The sequence below is a fragment of the Pseudoalteromonas sp. L1 genome (genome assembly GCF_021728095.1).
Classification (GTDB): domain Bacteria; phylum Pseudomonadota; class Gammaproteobacteria; order Enterobacterales; family Alteromonadaceae; genus Pseudoalteromonas.
Genome location: NZ_JAKKCT010000001.1, coordinates 1,148,978 through 1,165,930 on the forward strand (window position 1 = coordinate 1,148,978; position 16,953 = coordinate 1,165,930).

The 16,953-nt window shown below is 40.5% G+C and carries 9 protein-coding genes; all 9 read right to left on the reverse strand.

Annotation, left to right across the window (positions count from 1 at the left end; translation table 11 throughout):
• Nucleotides 1-78: 78 nt before the first annotated feature.
• Nucleotides 79-609 carry a cell division protein ZapC domain-containing protein gene (locus tag L3V38_RS05355; protein WP_237118628.1) on the reverse strand — a complete coding sequence of 177 codons (531 nt, stop codon included), beginning with the start codon at nt 607-609 and terminating at the stop codon, nt 79-81.
• A 121-nt stretch (nt 610-730) separates the two neighbouring features.
• Nucleotides 731-1,741: a quinone-dependent dihydroorotate dehydrogenase gene (pyrD, locus tag L3V38_RS05360; RefSeq protein ID WP_130149787.1), complete on the reverse strand. Its 1,011-nt coding sequence runs from the start codon at nt 1,739-1,741 to the stop codon at nt 731-733.
• 116 nt (nt 1,742-1,857) lie between these two features.
• Nucleotides 1,858-6,696 carry an NAD-glutamate dehydrogenase gene (locus L3V38_RS05365; RefSeq protein ID WP_237118629.1) on the reverse strand — a complete coding sequence of 1,613 codons (4,839 nt, stop codon included), beginning with the start codon at nt 6,694-6,696 and terminating at the stop codon, nt 1,858-1,860.
• Between the two features lie 212 nt (nt 6,697-6,908).
• The gene (locus L3V38_RS05370; RefSeq protein ID WP_130149785.1) at nt 6,909-9,233 is read right to left on the reverse strand and encodes an MMPL family transporter; all 2,325 of its coding nucleotides are present in this window, start codon (nt 9,231-9,233) and stop codon (nt 6,909-6,911) included.
• Complete coding sequence (locus L3V38_RS05375; protein ID WP_237118630.1) at nt 9,233-10,240, reverse strand: YCF48-related protein; 1,008 nt, start codon at nt 10,238-10,240, stop codon at nt 9,233-9,235. Before L3V38_RS05375 ends, L3V38_RS05370 begins: the two co-directional genes overlap by 1 nt.
• Before the next feature lie 120 nt (nt 10,241-10,360).
• Nucleotides 10,361-11,725: a DUF1329 domain-containing protein gene (locus L3V38_RS05380; RefSeq protein WP_193988957.1), complete on the reverse strand. Its 1,365-nt coding sequence runs from the start codon at nt 11,723-11,725 to the stop codon at nt 10,361-10,363.
• Between the two features lie 12 nt (nt 11,726-11,737).
• Nucleotides 11,738-13,822, reverse strand: a complete 2,085-nt coding sequence (locus tag L3V38_RS05385; RefSeq protein ID WP_062568985.1) for a DUF1302 domain-containing protein — start codon at nt 13,820-13,822, stop codon at nt 11,738-11,740.
• Nucleotides 13,823-14,132: 310 nt separating this feature from the next.
• On the reverse strand, nt 14,133-14,354 hold the full coding sequence (locus L3V38_RS05390; RefSeq protein WP_062568984.1) for a DUF2835 domain-containing protein: 222 nt from the start codon (nt 14,352-14,354) through the stop codon (nt 14,133-14,135).
• Nucleotides 14,354-16,948, reverse strand: a complete 2,595-nt coding sequence (pepN, locus tag L3V38_RS05395; protein WP_237118631.1) for an aminopeptidase N — start codon at nt 16,946-16,948, stop codon at nt 14,354-14,356. Before pepN ends, L3V38_RS05390 begins: the two co-directional genes overlap by 1 nt.
• Nucleotides 16,949-16,953 lie beyond the last annotated feature (5 nt).

Sequence of the window (16,953 nt, forward strand, 5' to 3'; positions counted from 1 at the left end):
AGTAAAAACCCTTAAATGCTAATTGCGCAGGATTATAGCATAGCTTAGCGAACAAAAACGCCATCAATTAAAGGGATATTATGCTGTTTTGAAGTGTTTTTGCTGGATATAAACAGGATGGATACGATTGTTAAGAACTTTAATAGCTTCAAACTGTTGCAATGACAAGTTTTCATCTAACTGAAAGTGCTCACTTAAGTTAATACATACAGACGCATCTGATGAATGGTCAACAATCAGAAACTCGCCTTCTTGTGCTTGTGAGCACAACTTTACTACAGCCTCAACACTTGGCTCGCTACCCATATATTCATGGAAAAACCAGCTTTTAGCTAGCACAGGCTTTAAATGAAACTTAACAGCTGTCGCATTGAGTGAAATTTGGCAAAGCTCTGCAGGATTCCATAACGAAAAGGTTTCAAGATACTGATAGACTTGCTGATAAAATGCAGCATCTTCAAGGCTGAAATTAGGCTCTTCAAGAACAGCATCGGTAAGCTGACGAAGTTTATAGGGCGTGCAGAGTTGCATGTTTTGGTCAAGGTCGACCAAAAGGCGATTATTTTTAGAACAAGCAAGCCACTTCCATTGCTTTGATGCTTGTAACATGACTCCTCCTTAAACTAAAAATTCCTCTTTACTTAGCACACTATTATAACGAAAGTAGACCATTAATAAAATGATTTTTTAGAACATTTTATTAATGATCAATCGCTTAGATAACCGATCCTTATAAGCCGTTAAGGATCGTTTTTACCAATTCTGGGCCTTTATAAATAAAGCCAGTATAAACTTGAACAAGGTCTGCTCCTGCTGCAAACTTTTCTTTTGCAGAGTCAGCATCATCGATACCACCCACACCGATGATAGGTAGCTTGCCTTCGGTTAAGCGCTTAAGCTCACTAACCACGTGGGTTGAGCGCTCACGTACTGGCTGACCAGAAAGGCCGCCCGCTTCATTTGCGTATTGTTGGCCTTGTACCATAGCGCGCTCAAGTGTTGTGTTTGTCGCAATAACACCGTCGATCTTATTATTGATCAAAGACTCACTGACTTGCGCAATTTGAACTTCATCCAGATCTGGAGCGATCTTAACCAGCATTGGCACTTGTTTATTATGCTTAGCAACCAAATCAAGCTGCTCATTTTTTAAACTTTGCAATAAGTCATCTAGTGCTTCACCATATTGTAAATCACGAAGACCTGGCGTATTTGGTGATGAAATATTTACTGTGATATACGATGCATGCTCAAATACTTTACGCATACAGTGAATGTAATCATCTTTCCCCTGCTCGTTTGGTGTATCTTTATTTTTACCAATATTGATACCTAGAATACCGTCATATTTCGCTGCTTTAACATTGTTAACTAGGTTATCAACGCCCTTATTGTTAAAACCCATACGATTGATAATCGCATTTGATTCAGGTAAGCGGAAAATACGAGGCTTGTCGTTACCTGCTTGCGGGCGTGGTGTAACAGTACCAACTTCAACAAAACCAAAGCCCATTTGTGCAAAGGCATCAATACACTCTGCATTTTTATCTAAGCCCGCGGCTAAACCTACTGGATTTTTAAACTCCAGCCCTAAAAAATTAACGGGCTTATTAGGGACAGTTTGTGACCACGCAGCACTCAATGGCGTATCAGCAAATCGGCGTAAGTTATTAAGTGCAAATTCATGAGCCCACTCCGCATCACGGGTAAACATAAAACGGCGAGCTAAATCATAAAACATGGCTTGTTGTTCCTTAGGTAAAAATAAACAAGGTAGCCGCTTAAAACGGACCATTGCAAATTAAGGGCAAAAAAATACCCCAGCGAGCTGGGGTATGTATTTTAACGACTTTTCATTTATTTGGAAGTGTCACAGTTGTGGCTTAACAACATTAGTTCACGAAGTGCTACTGAGAACTTCGCAAAATCGTGACTTTGCGATGTTTTAAACTCAGATAACATTTGTTTCCAACGTTGTAATAGTAGATCTTGGTTGTCCATCCACTCATCGATTTGTGCATCAATATCTTTGCTGTCTGCTGCAAAGCTATTAAGTACTACAGCTGATAATGTACGTTGTTGCCAATCAAGCTCTTCACGGTATGACGCACGGGCAAGTGCTTGCCAATGGTTCGCAACCGGTTGATTAGTAATTTGATCCAAGAACCAATGTAAGCCCATACGTGCACCAAGCTTGAAGTAGGTATTAGATACCATATCAATATCGCGATTTGAGTTATTGGCAATTTCTGCTAAATCCATTACAGAGAATAAGCTAGAAAGTGACACTACACGTGTTGCAAGCGCTTTTGGAACACCGCTTTCAATTAATTTATCAGCAGCTTTAACTAGACGCTCACTTTCTTTGTCAACCATGTAGTTGTTTAAGTTATCACTTAAATCAGCAAATGTTGGTGCAAAGAATTCAATTGCTTGCTCAATGGTTTGTGCTTTGTTGCGATGACGTAAGAACCAACGTGTTGCACGACGAACCGTACGGCGAAGCTGATAAAGCATTTCTGTTTGTACAGCTGCTGGAATCTTATTATCTAACGCAACAATTGATGACCACGTTTCTGGCATTTGGAATACTTCTTTCGCAATTGAGTAGCAAAGTGCGATTTCAGCTTCGTTTGCACCTGTTTCTTCGTGCATACGAACCATGAAGTTAAGGCCCATATCATTAACGATATTATTAGCAAGTTTCGTTGCGATAATTTCTTTACGAAGTGGGTGGTTATCCATCGCATCGTTGAACTTCTCACGAAGTGGTACTGGGAATGAGTTAACCAACAGCTGACGGTAATATGGGTTCTCAGTAATTTCATCTACAACAAGCGACTCTTTAAGAACCATCTTCGCATAAGAAACAAGTACAGATAGCTCTGGACGAGTTAAATCTTTACCCGCCGCAGCGCGCTCTGCAAGCTCTTCATCTGTTGGAATAAACTCGATTGCACGGTTTAGTTTACCCTCTTTTTCAAGAGCGTGAATAAAGCGTACTTTCTCTTTAAGCGTTGATGCGCCTTTAGATTGTGTAATCGACAAAGTATGTGTTTGACGGTAACAATCTTTCAATACTAATTGCGATACTTCATCAGTCATCGAATAAAGCAGCTCATCACGTTGTTTACGTGTTAAGTCACCTTCAGCCACTAAGCCGTTTAGTAAGATCTTAATATTTACTTCGTTATCTGAACACGCAACACCACCTACGTTATCGATGAAGTCCGTATTTACGCGACCACCTTTGGCAGCAAACTCAATACGACCCAGTTGCGTTGCACCTAAGTTACCACCCTCACCTAAGATCTTCGCACCAAGCTCTGCGCCATTGATACGTAATGCATCATTTGCGCGGTCACCCACATCTGCATCCGTTTCTTTAGAGTTCTTGATGTAAGTACCGATACCACCATTCCACAGTAAATCAAACTCCATCATTAACGCTGCTTTGATTAACTCGTTAGGTGTCATGCTAGCTTTTTTAGTGCCAAGCATTTTCTTCATTTCTGGGCTTAAGCTAATTGATTTAGCCGCACGAGAGAATACGCCACCACCTTGCGAAATTAGGTCTTTATTGTAATCTTCCCATGAAGAACGCGGTAAGTTAAATAAACGCTCACGCTCAGGGTAAGATGTTGCTGCATCTGGATTCGGATCAACAAAAATGTGCATGTGGTTGAATGCCACTTGTAAGCGAATATGCTTAGAAAGCAACATGCCGTTACCAAATACGTCACCCGCCATGTCACCGATAGCAACAACTGTGAAATCAGTCGTTTGACAGTCAATATCCATCTCACGGAAGTGGCGTTTAACAGATTCCCACGCACCTTTAGCTGTGATACCCATTTTCTTATGGTCATAACCTACTGAACCACCTGATGCGAATGCATCACCTAGCCAGAAGTTATACTCATTTGCGATACCGTTTGCGATATCAGAGAAAGTTGCAGTCCCTTTATCGGCAGCAACAACTAAATATGGGTCATCTTCATCGTGACGAACAACATCAACTGGTGGAACAATCTCACCGCGTTCAATGTTATCTGTGATATCTAATAAACCACGGATGAAAATTTTGTAACACTCTTGACCTTCTTTGAAGAACGCTTCACGGTCAGTCGGTAGTTGTTTACATACGAAACCACCTTTTGAACCCACTGGTACAATAACGGTATTTTTAACTTGTTGCGCTTTAACAAGACCCAGTACCTCAGTACGGAAGTCTTCACGACGGTCAGACCAACGTAAGCCACCACGTGCTACTTTACCACCACGTAAATGCACACCCTCAACGCGTGGCGAGTATACGAAAATCTCGAACGCAGGCAGTGGTAATGGCATTTCTGGGATCATTGAAGGCTGAACTTTGAACGATACATATGACTTAAATTGGCCATCAGCTTCTTTTTGGAAGAAGTTCGTTCTTAAGGTTGCATTGATCATATCAACGTATAAACGGATGATACGGTCATCATCAAGGTTCGCTACGTTTTCAAGCTCTAGGTAAACTTGACTTACAAGCTTCTCAAGCGCCTTTTCACTTCCTGGGTTCTTAACTGAGAACTTTTTAGTGAATAAGTTAACGATTTGCGATGCGATATGTGGATAATTTGCAAATGTGCTTTCAATATAAGTTTGCGAGAAAGTCACACCAATTTGACGCATGTATTTAGCATAAGCGCGCAGAATAGATGCTTCACGACCTGTTAAACCGCCCATTAATACTAAACGATTAAAACCATCGTTTTCTAAGCGGTTATTCCACACATTTGTTAGTGCAGCACGGAAACGCGCAGACACTTTATCAAAGTCAGCAATACCTTTGTTGTCAATTAGCATGGTGAAATCCATGATCCAATTAACCTTGCCATCTGTCGTTTTAACTGAGTAAGGCGTTTCACCCACTACACGTAAACCAAAGTTTTCAAGCATTGGCATAACGTCAGATAAGTGAATTGGCTCATCTTTGTGGAATAAGCTTAAACGAACAACATTTGTATTCGCTTCTTCTTGTGGACGGTAGAACAACATTTCTAATTTGTTTTCGTCGTTAAGAAGTTCAAGCTTTTCAATATCAACAACCGCAGCGCTTGGCAGAACTTGATCTTTATACGAGCTGGCAAAAGCTTGTGCATATTTACGGTTAAGCTCTTTACCGCGGGCTTCACCTGCACTTTCAAGTAACGCAGATTGTAGTCTATCTTCCCAAGTACGGGCAGCTTCAATTAGGTTGTTTTCGATGTCTTTCACGTTATATTCAATATTATTGTCAGTCACACGCACCGTGTAGTGTGTACGGGCTAATGTTGACTCAGAGAAGAAAGTAGTAAATTCGACTTTATCGTCAGAATTAAATGCGTTTGCTAAAATACGTTGTGTTTCACGACGTAGTGCGGTGTTATAACGCTCACGTGGCACATACACCATACATGAAAAGAAACGACCATAGGCATCTTTACGAACAAAAATACGACACATATCGCGTTCTTGTACTTGTAAAACACCCATTGCTACTTCGAGTAGCTCTGTTTCACGTGCTTGAACAAGTTCATCACGTGGGTAGGTCTCTAAAATATTTAATACCGCTTTGTAGGCATGAGTGCCTTTTGCAAAGTCACACATTTCCATGATGCGATTGATTTTGCTTTTCAGAACAGGCACATCGGTTGCGCTGTTGTTATAAAAGCTAGATGAGAATAAACCAAGGAAACGGTCTTCACCAATCACATTGCCTTCATCATCAAAACGTTTTATACCTACATAATCAATGTATGCTGGACGATGAACACGAGAAACAGAGTTTGTTTTAGTCAAAATAAGTAAATTACTGCTGCGTGCTTCTTGGCGAGCAACTTCAGGTAATTCAGATAAAAGACGACTGTGCTCTTCATCAGTGTTTTTCATTAGGCCAAGGCTTGTGCCTTTTTTACCTTTTAACTGATAGTCACCTTGAACAGGAGAAAGCTCATATTCACGGTACCCCATTAGTGTAAAGTTATCTTTTGCTAACCAGTCTAGAAACTCAACCGTTTCAGCAACTTCGTCTTTGTTGTTATTATGGTGACGGTTTGGTAAGTCCTTAGTTACAGCAACTAGCTTTTCGCGAATTGGCTGCCAGTCTTCAACAGCAATAGATACATCAACAAGGACAGACTCAAGCTCTTTTTTGAAAGACTCGATTACTTTAGCATCAGTTTGGCGGTCTATTTCAATGAAGAAAACCGTTTTAGTCGAGGTTGATTCCTGCTCAGCTTTTAAACTAGAAATACCCGTGATTTTTTCATTCTTATCACGTTGAATTTTAAGCGGAGAGTGAAGTAGCAGGTGAGAAGCGATATTTTCGCGGGTCATCGCCATACGCACAGAATCAACTAAGAAAGGCATATCTTTAGCGATAATTTCGACAATTGTGTGCGATGACTGCCAGCCATCTTTTGCAACTTCAGGATTGAAGACACGGACAACCGCGTCATCAGAATTATTTTTTTCTAGCGAGTTCCATAGGCTTAGTGCAGCGCCATATAAGTCACTATCGTTGCGATGTGCCAAATCCTCTTTAGACATATTGCTGTACAAGGCTTTGGCGAATTTCTCAACGAGTAACACATTATCAGCGTGAACTTTTTTCTGGATCAGCTTACAGACATTATCTAAGATAACCGAGGCTTGCCCTTCATTTCGTGTCATTGTATGTTCCTTAATCTATACTACTTATTGATTAGTAGAATATTTGTACAGCCATTTATTAGCGTGGAGTCAGGTAAATTCTAACTCTTTTACAGCTAATAAACAGCCTTTTCGATGAAATCATTTTAAGCTTTTCAGCTATTTGGTCATCTATTCACAAAATATAGATATAAATGGCCATTACTGGCCATATTGGAGCACAATTATTCACATTATTTTTTCTGGTCAGTCCAGAGGAAACTACCTATTGCAGGTAAAAGTAATACGGCACCCAACATATTCACTAAGAACATAAAGGTCAGTAGGATCCCCATATCAACTTGGAACTTCAAATCAGAGAAAATCCATGTACTCACACCAATGGCTAAGGTGATACCTGTGAATAACACCGCACTGCCTCGCTCTACTAACGCATTACGATAAGCAACCTCAAGTGCAACACCTTGTTTTAACTGCCCCATCATTGATGAAAGAATATAAATGCCGTAGTCAACACCAATACCTACACCTAAAGCAATAACTGGCAATGTTGACACTGTTAAACCAATTTCAAGCTGTACCATCAACGCTTGTGCTAGGGTCGATACGATATACAAAGGTAGTACCACAGCAACAGTGGCTTTCACACTTCTAAAGCTAATTAAGCATAGCAAGATGACGGCACCGTAAACGTAAAGCATCATGGGAAGCTGTGCCGCTGAAACTGATTCATTGGTAGCTGCCATCACACCCACAGGGCCTGAGGCAAGCTTGAACTTCAATTTATCGGTTTCCTCTTTAGCCGCAAACTCTTTTACTTTAGCAACCACATGATCAATAGTTTCGGCTTTGTGATCTTCTAAGAAGAAAATCACAGGCATAACAGAGCAGTTACCATCAAGTAAGCCTGAGCTTGTTTCAACTCTTGCTGTTGATTGTACTAAGCTTGCTGTATTACGCGGTAAGCTTTGCCACTTTAAATTACCTTCATTAAAGCCTGCATTCACTGACTGCGCGACAGAACTTAAACTAACTGCTGATTGCACACCTGGCACATTTTCCATTTGCCATTGGAAACGGCTGATACGTTCCATCACATCATGTTCTGTACACGCAGCAGGATATGCTTCAACAATGACTTTTAAAATATCGGATGAAATGGTGTATTTATCTGAAATCAAGAAAGTGTCTTGGTTATATCGTGCATCTTGATGAAGCGATGGCGCACCAGCGTGTAAGTCGCCAATACGCATTTTATCTGCTTGCCAGTAACCAAAAGCAAACAGTATCACTGTAAGTCCGATAATTAGCCGTGCCGTTTTAGGGTCTGTTGCTTTAACTAGTATCTCTCGTAAATTATCAAGAACATTTGGCTTATCTGAGTGTGTACCAGATTGGATACGCACTGAGCCTTCAAACTGCATGTATGATGCCCAGACAGGAAGCAAAATTAAGTTCGTGAAAATAATCACCGCCACCCCTAAGCTCGCCGTGATCGCAAGTTCACGAATAATACCGATATCAATAGTGAGTAACGTTAAGAAACCAACTGTATCTGATAACAGTGCAATACCACCTGGAATTAATAAAGCCCTAAAACTTGCTTGGCAACAAACTCGCGTGCTGCTGCCACCGCATACTTTCTTGCCAATATCGTTAATCATTTGCACACCATGGCTCACACCAATTGCAAATACTAAAAATGGCACCAGAATAGACATAGGATCTAAACCAAAACCAAGCGATGACAGTAAGCCAAGCTGCCAAACCACCGCAATAATAGAGCAAGCGATCGGTAAAATAGTGAGTTTTAAGCTATGGCAGAATAGCCAAACCATTACAAACGTAAAGGCTATTGCAATTGCGAAGAATAACAGTACGCCTTTGGCACCCTCAGCGACATCTCCCGCCATTTTCGCAAAACCAATAATATGAATACTGACTTTATCCGTGCTCAGTGGTTCACGTACTTGCGTTTCTAGCTTTTCTGCAAACGCTAAAGTATCGAGCTTTTCTTGTGTTTGTGGATCAGTTTCCAATAACTGAGCTGTTACCATGGCGCATGAATAATCGCTGGCAATCATACGGCCAACGACTTTGGCTTTTTCAATGTTCTCTTTTACAACGGCAAGTCCACGCTTATCCGCGGTAAAATTAGCCGGAATAATGGGCCCCCCGGCAAAACCATCTTCAACGACTTCAACAAAACGGGCACTGGGGGCAAAAATTGAATTAACTAACGGACGATTTACACCAGGAATAAAGTAAAGCTGGTCATGAACAGCTTTAAGCTGGGTGAAAAATTCTTCATTAAAAATATCACCATCTGCATCACAGACAGAAATCAAAATGCTGTTAGCTCCACCAAACTGTTTTTCATGCTTGGTGTAGACCTTCATGTAGTCATGATTAAGTGGAATATTTTTATTAAATGATGCATCTAATTGAATCTGCGTTGCTTTAAAAAGTAAAAAACAAGTGATTAATGCAAAAGAGATAATCGCAAATAAACGGTGACGGAATACCGCCTTTTCTAAAAAATCTAAAAAACCACGCATTACGGATTCAACTCCTTCACTTTAATACCATCTTCTGAAGCCATAATGAGTTTATTTTGAAATACAACACCATCAAGTAAAGACTTGCCATCATCCATTTGTTCTTCAGTTAGTTCATCATTTTTAATATGAAAAATGACACCGCTATTGGCAAACAGCAGCCATTCGTTATTGTAGTTAATTGCACTGTTTACTGTTGCGAAATTGTCTGTGTGGATTTGTTGCCATTGTTCACTGCCTGCTTGACGAGTAAAAATATTCCCTCTTAAACCTGCAACTAAGTCTTCTCCTTGGGATTGATCTGCAGTTGACGCAAACGTAAAGAAAGACCCCATATATATTTCTTCTAGACGTTGCCACGTGTCACCGTTATCAAAACTTTCAGCCATCAACCCCATTTCACCAACCAATATTAAACGGTCATTGGTTTTCACAATACGGTTAAAATGTGGAAGAATCGAAGCTGTCTCATACTCATACCCTTCTGGGTCACTCTTTTTTAGTTCATTAAGGTATGCACGGTCTTCTTCAAAAAGTAAGCTATCTAAAAATCGTTTTTGCCATTTCTGGCCACCATCCTGCGTTTCAAAAAACATGCCGTATGCACCCACAGCATAGCCATGCTTTTCTGAGGTGAAAAGTATATCTAAGCAAGGCTTATCCATATCTGGAAGTGCTTGCTGAAGCTGCCATGATTTGCCCGCATCCGTAGTATTAATAATAGTGGCATCATGACCACATGCCCATCCTAGGTTCTTATTATAGAAATCGACTGCGGTGAGTAAAACTTGCGTTGGAACACTGGCTTGCTGCCATGATTGTGCATCGTTACTGGTGATTACGACGCCATGTTTTCCAACAGCCACTAATTGATCATCAATTAGTTCAATATCTGTGAGGAGTGTTTTGTCTGCATTAACAGCACTAATAGCATGTTCTAGTTGGGGCATGTCCTGAGAAAAACATGAAGCACTATAAGCAAGACAAGCATAAAGCAAATACTTCATAAGGGTAAATCGCCTTCGAAAAGATAAATGAGTAAGCCATAAGTCACGTGTTAAACCAATTGTGCCTAATTGACTAATATGAATTGCAAAGGCACCTGATAAAACAGGTGCCTATTTAGATTAACGGCCTTCGCGGCGAAGTGCGCTTGACGTAAACTCGTTATCGTTAAATGATTGTGAGAAGTCATACATCTTCTCTTGGTTATCTAAACCAATTGCCAAATAACGACGTGAATTAAGATCATGGTAAACTTCTAAGGTACTCCAGTGAGTTGGTACTTCATAGTAGTTTAGGCCATGGGCCATCGCCACACGATACATTTGGTCACGATTATCATATATATCTGCTACGTGAACTTGCCAGCTGTCTTCATCAATATAGAACACACGTTTTTTATAAATGTGACGAGTGCCCTCTTTTAAGTTAGCTTCAACAACCCAAACACGGTGCTTCTCATAACGAACATATTCAGGGTTGATATGACCTGCTTGCAAGATATCATCGTATTCAAGCTTATCGCTGTGCAGTTTGTAGCTGTTATATGGAATATAAAGCTCCTGTTTACCTTTTAACGTCCAGTTATAACGGTTTGGTGAACCATTAAACATATCGAAGTCATCGGTAGTACGTAAACTATCTGCTGCAGTACCTGGTGCATCATATGCCACGTTTGGCGCACGACGAACACGACGCTGACCAGAGTTATAAGTCCACGCTTGACGAGGTGTTAAAATTTGGTCCATGGTTTCATGGACAAGTAATGCAGTACCAGCAAGACGCGCAGGCTCTGTTACTTTTTGCTTAAACTTGAATAGAATGTTTGATTCTTGAAGTTTTTCAGGTGTCGCTTTTGGATCTGAATACTCAACTAACAGTTGCTCATCAAAGCCAACATAATTATATGAGCCTGATGCCGTTGGTGCAGCTTGTCCACCAAAACGTTCAATAGATAAACCTCTAAAACGTAATAGATGATTCCAGATAGCCTCTAAGCCATCCTTAGGAATAGGAAACGGAACACCAACCGCCGTGTTTTTAATACCATTACCACCTTCAACCAGCTCAGCTGTCGTTGCATATTTTTTAGTTGCATCATAAACAAACTGAGGATAAGAAGCGCTACGGCGAGTTTGATAAATATTCATTTTGAACGTATCAGGATATGTTTTGAATAGTTCAATTTGACCAGGGCTTAGGTATTCTTTGTATTTATCTACGTTTGACTTATCAATGGTAAATAAAACTTTATCTTCAGCGTATGGGTCTGGGTGGTGCATTCCCGCTTTATAACTAGCAGGAGGTGTAGTAATTCCCCCTGTCCAAGCTGGAATAGAACCATCTTTATTCGCCGCTTTCTCTGCACCGATTGGTGTTAAATCATTACCTAAACGTGCTGCTTCATCAGCGGTAATTTTTGCAAGTACACTTGAGCTTGCGAAAACACTGCAAAAAGCTGCAGCAATGAGGGTAGGTTTTCTAATAATCATAATTTACCCTTAAATTGAATATTTGATATTGAAAGAAACATAATCGCGGTCAGAGAATGTATTCGTCGCGCCACCACCCCAGAATGAGTTGTAGCTAAAGTCGAACGACCACGCATTTTGATAGTTGAAGTTCATAGTTACACCGAGTGATTTACGGTCTTCAACAAATAAGAACATTGGGTCTGGTGTAATACCATTCACGTCATGTGAAAATACAAAACGAGGGGAAAAGTTCACACCGTTAAAGATATTGAAATAATCACCCTTTGCGATTAAACGGTAGCCCCACGCTGATGCAGTTGGGAAAGGGTTTGTCTCTGGGCCATTAGAAAGACCTAAGTGCAATGTAGAATAATCGTCAGCCAATGGACCTTGGATAACGCCACTACGCCCTGTACCTGCCACGTTTAAACGAAGCTCATCATATTCCGGCATATTATTAATTCGTACACCACCAATTTCACCGACCACAGCCCAGCTATCAGCACCTAAAGATGGACCAAATAAATGAGTCGCCGTGAATTGCAATTGCGCAGTATTACGTAAAATAAAGCCTTGTGCTAATTCACCAGGACCGACAACGCTTGTTGCATCACCTGGGCTCATTTGTGAGATACCAGCAAAATCAGGGCGGATACCTGCAACAGCTAATTGCTCAGGCATACCAGCATAAAGTAACTCTACGTCATCAATTTGCAAAGGCTCATCTTGACGGAAGGCAAACTCACCCGCAAATGCGGTTTCGCCTAACGAAGTATTAAAGCTTAAACCGTAAAGCTTAATATCTTCAGGGTATTCTAATTGGCCCTTAGTAAACGCTTGTAAGCCAGTTACATTGTCTTCAGTAATTTCAGTGCTAAGTAACATACCAATATCAGACGCGATTGCTGCGCTTGTAAAATTAGAAACTTGACCTGATATTACCGGACGACGGCTATGATAGTTGATGTGATATAACGCAACTTCAGTATCATTTAGCTCAGGTAAAAACATACCTAAACGCAAACCATATTGACCACCATCATCAGGCTCACTCTTACCTGCGTTGCCCTTACCTTTTAACGCCACTTTAGTTGGGTAAGCTAAGTACAGCTGTGCCATCATCGCTTGGCCTTGCGCTGATGTAGGGTCGATTCCTTGCGAGCGCACAATGTCATCTAAGCTATTTAAGCTTTCTGTTAAAAATGCTAAATCAATGTCAGGGTTTGAGGTAAAACCAAGTTGGATATTTTGTTGGTAACCATTCTCTGATGCAAAATCATTGGTTGAGAAGTAAGTACCCGCAGCAGGAAGACGTGTCTCGTGCCACTCGTACTGATAAAACCCTTCCAAAGTAAGGTTATCGGTAATACCGAGTGATGCCCAAAGCATACCCACAGGGATGAACGCTTCTTTAAGCTCAGCACCAGGTGCTTTAAGTCGGTCAATATCAACCGGGTTGACATTAATACCATGAGAGATCAGTGTACTTTCACCCCAGTTTACGACTTGTTGACCTAAACGGATAGATAGCGGGTTACGCCCTTCATTTAAATCGAAGTTAGCCCAAACGTAGGCATCTAAAAGTCGTAGGTCTGCACACACTTGTTCTTTAGTATCGTCATCATCACATGGATCGACTTTTTGCCCAGAAGTTGGATTGTTGTAGGCGAAATCACCATCCATCAAAGCAAAATCATAGAAATACATGAAGCGCGTGAAGAAACCATAGTTATCTTTGCTAATTGATAACTCGTGGTTGCCTTTTAATAGCTTTGAAAACGAATCGCCACTATCGAAGTTTAAGTTACCAGCATCACCGTTATTTGAATATGCACCTGGCTGGTTCCAAACATCCGCAGACGAGTAGATAGGATTTAAAGCTGAGTGATAGCCGGTCCAATCGAATGACGGGTTATTACTTTTACCTATATGCTGAAAGTCGCGGTCTTCAACACGAATGCTCTGTCCATAAGAAAAACTAGAGTCAAAACGGACGTCAAAATCCCCTAACTCAAAAGTTGCCGCGTGCAAAGCAGTGCTTGAAAGCCCAAGGGTTGCTGCCGCAAGCCCCAGTGCTATTTTGTTTTTAACAAAAAGCGAGCGTTTTATCATTGTGTTCATCCCCCTGTAACGGGTTGTTTTGTGATCAAATTGTTGTTTTTAGTATCTTTCTAACGATAGAAGCGAAATAGTAAAAATACAATATAGAACGCGTTCAATCGGTTAATATTTATTTAATTATGTGACGTTTACGTATTGGTAAGACGTCATACCAGATAATTTATACACGTAAATTAACAATAGAACAAACCGAATTAACAAAAATATAATAAATTTAGTTAATTGGGGACAGCAAAGTACGGTTAATTTTAGAACAAAATACCGTACTTTGAAGAAGAGTTATAAATTAGATTTCATGCTTTTAGCTGACTTTCTCAAGTTTAAGGAATCTGTTTTGCTCAGTGAGTATCAGCCTAAAGCGCCCTCTTATTCCTATCGAAGAAATAAAAGGACGCAAATGTTCAGCATCGAAACGAACTGTTTTACCACCATCTTCCGTCACTTGGACTGATTTATATTTACCATGATAATAATCTAAACATTTAGAGTAACTCAGGTAGAGCGAAAAATAGTATTCGTTCATTAACTAGCAAGTGCCTTCTCTACTTTTTCATATAAGTCGTCACTTAAACCATCCAATGACGCTAGCCGAGTAAGTTGTGCCTTCATCGCCGCTGAACGATTGTCGTCATAGCGACGCCATGACATGAAAGGTGTCAACATTCTTGACGCATTCTGTGGGTTTATTTCATTAAGCTTAACCAATAGATCACCCAATAACTGATAGCCCTTGCCATCTGCACGATGAAATTGCGTAATATTAAAATGACTAAAACTACCCACTAATGCTCGAACACGGTTAGGGTTGCCAAAATCAAAACTTGGGTGCTCATATAAACCTTTAATTTCATCGATACAGGTATCAGTATCATTCATCGCCTGTAAGGCAAACCACTTATCCATTACCAGTACATCATGACGCCACTTGGCATCAAATTCACTCAATAAACGCTCGCCAAGAGAATGATTTGCTTTCACCACAGCACCCAGTGACGCGAGCACATTTGTCATATTCGCGCTATTTGCAGCTTCAATGATTAGCTCATTGATAGCTGGATCAGGTGTTTTAGCTAAGTAATGCAAACAAACTTGTTTTAATGCTCGCACCGCAACAGCGTCAGCAGATGTTGACCCATCATCTTCGAGTGATTGATAACAATTCGTTAAGGACTCTGAAAGACTTGATGCAATTTGTTTTTCAAACGCATTTAATACATCAATAATATTATCAACAGGAATGACTTTGTATTCAGCAGCCAGAGTATCGTAGCTTGGTAATTTAAGTAATTCAGCAATCAATGCTAAATCACCTTCCCGCTTAGTAATAAGCGTATCGAATGTATTAATAACCGACGGCGATAACTCGTTATTACCCGACGAAATCGCTGTTTTAATTTCATTGGTCAAAAGACGTTGTTGCGCATCCCAGCGAGAGAAGTCACTACGAGCAAAACGCATTATATGCAGTAAATCCTCAGCCGAGCTTGATTGATTGACAATACAAGGAGCCGAGAAGTCTTCCAATAGAACAGCAACAGGTCGCTCAGCGAGTCCTTCAAAAACAAATTGTTGCTTCTGTTTAGTCACATTCAATACTGAATCATGGGCTTGATCATTTACTACCAGAGGTAATGACTCCCCCGCCGGATTCAATAACTCAATAGCAAATGGAATATGCAACAGGTCATTCTCAGGTTGATTGTCTGGTGCGAATTGCTCAATTGTTAAAGTAAACGTTTGTTTTTCGCTATGGTACTGTTGCTCAACATTCAGTTTTGGAGTGCCAGCTTGACTATACCAACGTTTAAATTGGCTTAAATCAATGCCTGACGCATCATTCATAGCAGCGACAAAGTCATCACAGGTCACAGCTTGTCCATCATGACGTTCGAAATAGAGTGACATGCCTTGCTGGAACTTCTCTTCGCCCAATAAAGTGTGCATCATACGAATAACTTCAGCGCCTTTGTCATAGACTGTGACAGTGTAGAAATTATTCATTTCAATCACTTTTTCAGGACGAATTGGGTGCGCCATAGGCCCTGCATCTTCGCTAAACTGGTGGGTACGCATAACCTTAACCGCGTCAATTCGGTTAAGTGCTCGTGAGCCTAAATCACTGCTAAACTCTTGGTCACGAAAGACCGTTAAGCCTTCTTTTAATGATAGCTGGAACCAATCTCGACACGTTACACGGTTACCGGTCCAGTTATGAAAATACTCATGGCCAACGATAGACTCAATGGTATGGTAATCTTTATCTGTGGCCGTCTCTTGGTTGGCTAGTACGCATTTGCTATTAAAGATATTTAGCCCTTTATTTTCCATCGCACCCATATTAAAAAAGTCGACAGCAACAATCATGTATATATCTAGGTCATACTCAAGATTAAAACGCTCTTCATCCCACTGCATTGACTTTTTAAGTGAAGACATTGCATGCGGGGTTTTAGCTAAATTTCCTTTATCGACAAATAATGCCAGCTCTACGTTACGACCAGACTTAGTTGTGTAGTGGTCACGCAAAACATCAAAATCCCCTGCTACTAGGGCGAACAAGTAACTTGGCTTTTTGAATGGGTCTTGCCATTTTACAAAATGACGACCGTCATCCAATGTGCCAGCGTCAATTTGATTGCCATTTGATAATAAATGAGTGTATTTCTGGTCCGCGATAATGGTGACATCAAAGCTGGCTAAAATATCAGGGCGATCCATGTAATACGTAATTTTTCTAAAACCTTGCGCTTCACATTGCGTGCAATACGCACCGCCAGATAAATACAACCCTTCAAGTGATGTATTTGTTTGTGGATCAATATGATTTTCTATTTTAAGTGTAAAGCTGTCAGGTAAATGATGGATAATCAGCTTTTCATCTTCAAGTGTATAATCATCGTATTGTTCATTATTTACAGATAATGAAATAAGCACTAAATCCACACCATCTAATATTAGATCGGCCTCGGTATTATCCGTACGACTCATCGTCATTGTCGATTGCACTGTGGTTTTTAATGGTGCTAATTCGAAGCGTAAATCGATATGGTGAATTGAAAATTGTGGGGCTTGGTAATCTTTTAGATATTGAGCTTGAGGTTTATTCGTTACAGACATAAAAG

What these genes read in the sequence shown, in the direction of transcription:
- pyrD (WP_130149787.1), bottom strand. Translation starts at nt 1,741, where the DNA reads ATGTTTTATGATTTAGCTCGCCGTTTTATGTTTACCCGTGATGCGGAG.
- L3V38_RS05375 (WP_237118630.1), bottom strand. Translation starts at nt 10,240, where the DNA reads ATGAAGTATTTGCTTTATGCTTGTCTTGCTTATAGTGCTTCATGTTTT.
- pepN (WP_237118631.1), bottom strand. Translation starts at nt 16,948, where the DNA reads ATGTCTGTAACGAATAAACCTCAAGCTCAATATCTAAAAGATTACCAA.
- L3V38_RS05370 (WP_130149785.1), bottom strand. Translation starts at nt 9,233, where the DNA reads ATGCGTGGTTTTTTAGATTTTTTAGAAAAGGCGGTATTCCGTCACCGT.
- L3V38_RS05355 (WP_237118628.1), bottom strand. Translation starts at nt 609, where the DNA reads ATGTTACAAGCATCAAAGCAATGGAAGTGGCTTGCTTGTTCTAAAAAT.
- L3V38_RS05390 (WP_062568984.1), bottom strand. Translation starts at nt 14,354, where the DNA reads ATGAACGAATACTATTTTTCGCTCTACCTGAGTTACTCTAAATGTTTA.
- L3V38_RS05365 (WP_237118629.1), bottom strand. Translation starts at nt 6,696, where the DNA reads ATGACACGAAATGAAGGGCAAGCCTCGGTTATCTTAGATAATGTCTGT.
- L3V38_RS05385 (WP_062568985.1), bottom strand. Translation starts at nt 13,822, where the DNA reads ATGATAAAACGCTCGCTTTTTGTTAAAAACAAAATAGCACTGGGGCTT.